Below are 4,223 nucleotides of genomic sequence, written 5' to 3' on the forward strand. Positions count from 1 at the left end.
CTGGAAGGCCGTCCGGCTGTGCCCGGGCACACCGTCGCCGCCCGGGCGGTGCCGCCAGTACTGGCCGCCCGGCCGCGGCCCGGCGTCCACCAGCGCCACCCGCGCGCCCGCGGCAGCGGCTGTGACGGCAGCCGCGAGACCGGCCGGTCCCGCGCCCAGGACGGCGAGATCGTATGGAGTGTCAGCACGCGAGATCGTCATGGCCCGCTCCTTCCTGTGTCTGTACGAGGTCCCCGGGGGCGGCCTCGACCAGACAGGCCCGGTTGTTGGGGCGGCCGTTGACGACGACCAGACAGTCGAAGCAGATCCCGATCCCGCAGAACACCCCGCGCGGCGCGCCCCCGACCCGGGTGCGGCGCCATGAGCGGCGCCCGGCGGCGATGAGCGCAGCACCGATGGTCTGACCATTTTCGGCGCGGACCGTCTCGCCGTCGAAGCGGAACTGGAAGGACACCCCGGTCGCTTCGGCCTCCGGGCCGGAAATCGGCTCAGATCCCTGGTCGGTGACGGGATTCGTGTCCGGGCTCACGCGGCGGCCTCCTCGAACCGGTCCGGGCGGAAGGGCGTGAGGTCCAGATCCGGTTCCGCCCCCGTGATGACCTGCGCGATGAGCCGCCCCGTACCGGTGGACAGCCCGATCCCCGCGCCCTCGTGCCCGCCCGCGTGCAGCAGACCGGGGGCGCGCGGATCGGCGCCGATGACCGGAAGATGGTCCGGGCAGTACGGCCGGAATCCCAAGTAGCTGCGCAGCAGCGTCACTTCGGCGAGAAACGGAAAGACGGCGATGGCCTGCGCCGCCAGCTTGCGCAGCACCGGCAGCGACACCGAGCGGTCGAAACCGACCCGCTCACGGCTTGCCCCGATGAGTACGGTGCCGGCGCGGGTGCCCTCGACCACGACCGAGGTCTCCAGGGCCGCGCTTCCGCTGGCCACATTGGCGACATACTCGGCGGTGTACACCTTGTGCCGGATCACCCGGGGCAGTGGCTCCGTGACCAGGATGAACCCCCGGCGGGGCAGCACCGGAACCGGCACCCCGGCGAGCCCGGCCGTCTGCCCGCTCCAGGTCCCGGTGGCGTTGACGACGGAGCCGCCATGGATGACGGGCGCCGAGGACGAATTCGTACGGACACCGCGGACAGCGCCGCGGCCGTCCCGTACGAATCCGGTGACCTCGGTGCCCGGCAGCACGGTCGCCCCCCGGGCGCGGGCCTCACGTAGCAGCCGCGCCGCCGCGAGCATGGGCTGGACCTGGCTGTCCTGCGGGTAGTACGCGCCCGAGACCACATCCCGGGTGATGTTGGGCTCCCGTTCGACGACTTCGGCGGCGGAGATGTCGACGGCGTCGATCCCGGCCGCGCGCTGAACGGCGGTGAGTTCACGGAGTCCGTCGGCGGTCGGCTCCGCTGCGGCCACCACGACGCCGCCCTTCGGCTGGTACTCCAGCCGCTCCGCCCCCACCGCCTCGGCGGCCTCCCGCCACAGCCGCGAGGAGAGCAGGGCGAGATCGAGTTCGGGCCCCGGCTCCTTGTCGGAGAGCAGGATGTTGCCCTCGCACGCGGCCGTCGTACCGCTCGCGATCGCGCCCCGCTCGACGACGGTGACGCGCAGGCCCGCCAGCGAACAGTAGTAAGCACAGGCGGCACCGACCATGCCTGCCCCGATGACAAGGACATCGGGAGATCGATCCGAGGTGTTCATGGCAGTACAATGTCACGCTGCAATGTCGCGCACCATACCCAGATTCTCCCGCCGGACCTTCCGCCCGCTCAGGGCTCGGCGCCACTGCTCCCCAGCAGCTCCCTCCGTAACGCCAACTCGACTTCGTTCAGCGGGACTTCGGGGCAGAGCCGCTCGGGATGACCGCGAACCGGCCCGGTCAGCGGCCGGGAGCCGGGCCGGGGCTGCGGGGCCGAGGGGGGAATGTAGACCCAGATCTGACCGTAGGCGATCATCCACTTCCCCATGGAGGAGACAAGGGAGCGCAGGAGCCGGGCAAGACGGAGGCACATGCCCGAAGGATGGCGCAGCCCGCTGGAGTCGGACCCGAACAGTCGCTGTAATTTTTCGGCCAATCAGCGTACGCATACGATCTGCCTGCTGCACGGACAGGCCATGGGCAACGATCGAACAAGTTTGCGCATCTGCAATGGAATGGCCCACCCGGAACCTTTCCGCCGTCGAGTAGCGAATTCGGTCACGGCGCGGTTCTGTGCAGAGAGAGCCGTACACACCGAGGAGGCCGGAATGAATCGACTGGTCGAAGGAGCATTCAAAGGAGCCGCGGCCGGGGCCGCGGGCATCACGGCTCTGAACGTCGTCGGGTATCTCGACATGGTCGTACGGGCGCGGCCGGCCAGCACCACCCCCGAAGGCACCGTGGTACGGCTGTCGCAGATGCTGCGGCTGCCCATTCCCGGCTCCGCGTCGGCGCGGGCCAACCGCATCGCCGGTCTCGCGCCCCTGACCGGTATCGTCGCGGGCCTCGCGGTGGGTGCCCTGCTCGGGACAGCGCGCTCGGCGGGCTGGCGGGCGGGGCATGTGACCGATGGGGCCGGGACCACGCTGGCGGCCCTGATCGGCACGAACGGCCCCATGACGGTGCTCGGGGTCACCGACCCCCGTACCTGGTCGGCGCTGGACTGGGTGTCCGACGTACTGCCCCATCTGGCCTACGCGGCGGTGACCGTCGCGATTCTGGAGGGCCTCGACGGCCAGTCGGTACGCCCTGCTCAGCGGGGAGGACGCGCGGCGGGCTGCCGGAAACCCCGTTCGCGTGCGAGAGAAGTAACGAGAGCCACGGTCAGAAAGGCGACGGGCAGGGCCGGTGCGACAAACCGTACGTCGGTGACCAGATAGCCACCCCATACGGCGCCGACGGGCAGTGTCAGGATCAGAAGCACGGTCTTCCACCGCAGCCGCCGCTTCGTGACCAGTTCCGCCAGGACTCCGGTGAGTGTGCCGGTGAGATAGGTGGTCGATACGTTGGGGGCGCCCGCGACCCGTACTACGGCGCTCTGACAGCCCATGGCGAAGGCCGCCGCCACCAGCAGCCCGATCCGCGTTCCCGGGCCGGGCCTTCCGGAGACCGCCAGCCAGCAGACGAGGACTCCGCAGAGCACCAACAGCTCGGCGGCCAGGGCGGTTTGATGGGCCCCGTACCCCAGCAGGCCACGCTTCGCCACGGCGATCCGGGTACCGGCGAGGGCACCGCAGATATATCCGCCGAACGCCATCAGGGCGTGTGCCGCGAGGGAGAGATCCTGCGAGCCCACGGCCAGTCCGAGCAGCGCCATGTTCGCGGTCATGACGCTGGTGAATACACCTCCGAGCGCCAGGAAGCTGATCGCGTCCACCGACCCGGTCGTCAGGGTGAGCGCCAACACCACCCAGGACGAACCGAGCCGGTCCGCTGTCGCCGGGTGCGAGGTGCTGTCCTGGTCGGGCGGCCGGCCGTCAGGGGAGGATGGAGTCGACATAGCCGCCGTCGGCCCGCAGCGCTCCCCCGGTCGTGGCGGATGCCTGCTCGGAGCTGAGATAGACGACGAGATTCGCGATTTCCTCGGGCTCGATCAGCCGCCCGAGGAGTGACTGGGGCCGGTGCTCACGCATAAAGGTGCGCTGCGCCTCGTCCCAAGGCAGGGATCTGCTCACCAACTGGTAGACGAAGTCCTCGACGCCGCCCGTGTGCGTGGCGCCGACGATGACCGAGTTCACGGTGACACCGGTGCCCGCGGAGGCCTTGGCGAAGCCCCTGCTGACCGCCAGCAGCGCGGTCTTGGTCATGCCGTAGTGGATCATCTCGGCGGGGATCACCACGGACGCGTCACTGGCGATGTACTGGACGCGGCCCCAGCCACGGGCGATCATCCCGGGCAGATAGGCGCGGGTGAGCCGGATGGCGGACAGGACGTTTACCTCGAAGTAGCGCCGCCACTCGTCGTCGCTGATCTCCAGTGCCGGGCGGGCTTCGAAGATCCCGAGGTTGTTGATGAGGATGTCGGCCTCGGCCAGCAGTTCCAGCGCGCGGACCGCGCCCTCCTCCGTACCGAGGTCCGCCACCACCGGCACGACGCTCGCGTGCGGAGCCTCCTTGAGAAGGCGCGCCACGGCCTCCTCCACGCCCGAAGGGTCCCGCCCGTTGACACCGACACGCGCGCCCGCCCGGGCGAGCCCCGCCGCGATCGCGGCGCCGATGCCCTGTGTCGATCCGGTGACAAGGG

6 protein-coding genes are annotated in these 4,223 nt (G+C 70.3%); all 6 read right to left on the reverse strand.

The window, feature by feature from the left end; translation table 11 throughout:
- The coding region (locus WH07_RS41595; protein WP_046508710.1) for an FAD-dependent oxidoreductase at positions 1 to 201 on the reverse strand (201 nt) is incomplete at its 3' end.
- Positions 182 to 454 (reverse strand): (2Fe-2S)-binding protein, encoded by a 273-nt coding sequence (locus tag WH07_RS41600; protein ID WP_079023789.1) that lies wholly within the window; start codon positions 452 to 454, stop codon positions 182 to 184. The genes WH07_RS41595 and WH07_RS41600, both read right to left, overlap by 20 nt.
- Before the next feature lie 71 nt (positions 455 to 525).
- The gene (locus WH07_RS33995; RefSeq protein ID WP_046508712.1) at positions 526 to 1,701 is read right to left on the reverse strand and encodes an NAD(P)/FAD-dependent oxidoreductase; all 1,176 of its coding nucleotides are present in this window, start codon (positions 1,699 to 1,701) and stop codon (positions 526 to 528) included.
- A 68-nt stretch (positions 1,702 to 1,769) separates the two neighbouring features.
- A complete protein-coding gene (locus WH07_RS34000; protein ID WP_046508714.1) occupies positions 1,770 to 2,012 on the reverse strand; it encodes a DUF6059 family protein in 243 nt (80 codons plus the stop codon).
- Positions 2,013 to 2,732: 720 nt separating this feature from the next.
- Positions 2,733 to 3,479, reverse strand: a complete 747-nt coding sequence (locus WH07_RS34005; RefSeq protein ID WP_079023788.1) for a YoaK family protein — start codon at positions 3,477 to 3,479, stop codon at positions 2,733 to 2,735.
- A partial coding sequence (locus WH07_RS34010; protein WP_046508717.1) for an SDR family NAD(P)-dependent oxidoreductase occupies positions 3,457 to 4,223 on the reverse strand: 767 nt, incomplete at its 5' end. The genes WH07_RS34010 and WH07_RS34005, both read right to left, overlap by 23 nt.

Source organism: Streptomyces odonnellii (genome assembly GCF_000981895.1).
In the GTDB taxonomy this organism is placed as follows: Bacteria; Actinomycetota; Actinomycetes; order Streptomycetales; family Streptomycetaceae; genus Streptomyces; species Streptomyces odonnellii.